This is a genomic window from Pseudooceanicola lipolyticus (assembly GCF_002786325.1).
GTDB classification, from domain to species: Bacteria; Pseudomonadota; Alphaproteobacteria; order Rhodobacterales; family Rhodobacteraceae; genus Pseudooceanicola_C; species Pseudooceanicola_C lipolyticus.
The window spans coordinates 1-1,862 of the sequence record NZ_PGTB01000317.1 but is presented as its reverse complement, the minus strand read 5'-3'; the positions used below and the strand labels follow the sequence as shown (position 1 = coordinate 1,862).

Below are 1,862 nucleotides of genomic sequence, written 5' to 3'. Positions count from 1 at the left end.
CCGGCCTTGCCGGACCGGGCAGCGGAGGCGCCGCTGAGCGTTGTCGCCTTCGGCACCAGCCTGACCGCCAGCAACCCCTGGCCCGAGGCGCTGCAGGCGGAACTGGCCAGCTGCCTGGATGCACCCGTCACGGTGCAGCGCGTGGCGGGGTCGGGCCAGGGCTCGACCTGGGCGCTGGCACAGTGGCAGCAGGTGGCAGCGCAAGAGCCGGACGTGATCCTGCTTGAATTTGCCATCAATGATGGAGATCTGTGGGACGGTATTTCACTGCGCCAGAGCCGGGCACAGCACGCGGAACTGCTGACCCAGCTCACTGGCGCGCTGCCCCAGGCCCGGATCCTGCTGATGGTGATGAACCCGGTGACCGGGTTGCAGCGTCTGAAGCGGCCGCGCCTTGGCCAGTATTATGCCATCAGCCACGCCCTGGCCGAAGAGTACGACACCGGGCTGGCCGATTTCGCCCCGCGCTGGCAGGCGCTGCCGCCGGGCTGGGCGCCCGACGGGCTGCACCCCTCGGCCGAGGCCGCCACCGCCATGTTGCCCCCGGTGCTGGCGCCGATGATTGCCGCGGCCGCCGGCCAAACCTGCCCCTGATCCCGACCCGAGAGGACCCCATGCCGCGCCTGAAAGAAGACAGCCCGGTGATCGAGCCCGATTGCGATATCACCGAGACGGACTTCGGACGCTTTTGCGAGGTCAAGCGCGGCAGCCGCGTCGCCCTGTCCAGCTTTGGCGACTATTCCTATTGCGACCGCTATTGCGATATCGCCAATGCGACCATCGGCAATTTTGCCAATATCGCCAGCTTCGTGCGCATCGGCGCCACCGACCACCCGCTCGACCGGGCCTCGCTGCATCACTTCATGTACCGTTCGGACGACCTGTGGGACGATGCCGAACGCGATGCCGCGTTTTTCGCCCATCGCCGTGCCCGCCGCGCGACGATCGGCCATGACACCTGGCTGGGGCACAATTGCCAGATCAAACCCGAGATCACCGTCGGCGATGGGGCGGTGGTGGCCTCGGGCGCCATCGTCACTCGCGATGTCGCCCCCTATACCATCGTTGCCGGCACCCCGGCCCGGCCGCTGCGCCTGCGCCAGCCGCCCGAGATTGCCGCACGGCTGATCGCGCTGGCCTGGTGGGACTGGGACCATGCCACGCTGCGCGCCCGGCTCGATGATTTCCGCGCGCTCCCCGCCGAAGCCTTCCTCGAGAAATACGAATGAGGCGTCCGGCCGCCGGGCTGCGCCGTTGAGGATTTGCAAAGAGAAGAAGAACCGGGTGCGCGTCGTCCTGCCCGAGGCCGGCACATCATGGCGCCTCAATCATGGCTGACCGTCAGGGTCACCCGGTCTCCGGCGAACCAGGTGATGCCATATTCGATCGGCGGACCGTCCGGTTCGCGGTTGACCGAGGTGGTGCGGATCAGCGGATCGCCCTCGCGCAGGCGCAGATGCAGCGCCTGGGTGGCATCGGCGCGCACCGCGGTGACGCGGGTTTCGGCGCGCACGTAATCGGGAATGCCATTGCGTTTCAGCGCCTCGGTGACCGAGGTGACCTGGTCCAGCGTTTGGCGCAGGCCGGGCACCCGGTGTTCGGGAAACAGGCTGCGGAACTGGGCGATCGGCACCCGCCCGGCCAGCGACAGGCCTTCGTAGACCACCACCGGCGCGCCGGTGGCCAGGGTCAGCGCCCGCGCCTCGGCGGCATCGCAGGGGCGGGTTTCCAGCCGCAGCACGGTTTTTTCCGGCAGCCGCCCGGCGGCGCGGATATTCTGGTGAAACCGCACCCGGCGGCCGATCGGATAGTCGGTGGGCGGCGCCTCGACAAAGACCCCGGCGCCGCGGCGCGAGCGCAGG

Annotated in this window: 3 protein-coding genes; 2 read left to right on the top strand and 1 reads right to left on the bottom strand. The window is 68.9% G+C overall.

Features of this window, described 5'->3' with window-relative positions:
• On the top strand, window positions 1–594 hold a 594-nt coding region (locus CVM52_RS25470; RefSeq protein ID WP_133120002.1), incomplete at its 5' end, for an SGNH/GDSL hydrolase family protein.
• A 20-nt stretch (window positions 595–614) separates the two neighbouring features.
• The gene (locus CVM52_RS25465; RefSeq protein WP_100165037.1) at window positions 615–1,229 is read left to right on the top strand and encodes an LbetaH domain-containing protein; all 615 of its coding nucleotides are present in this window, start codon (window positions 615–617) and stop codon (window positions 1,227–1,229) included.
• A 95-nt stretch (window positions 1,230–1,324) separates the two neighbouring features.
• Here the strand turns inward: CVM52_RS25465 and CVM52_RS25460 are convergent.
• On the bottom strand, window positions 1,325–1,862 hold a 538-nt coding region (locus CVM52_RS25460; RefSeq protein WP_100165036.1), incomplete at its 5' end, for a GntR family transcriptional regulator.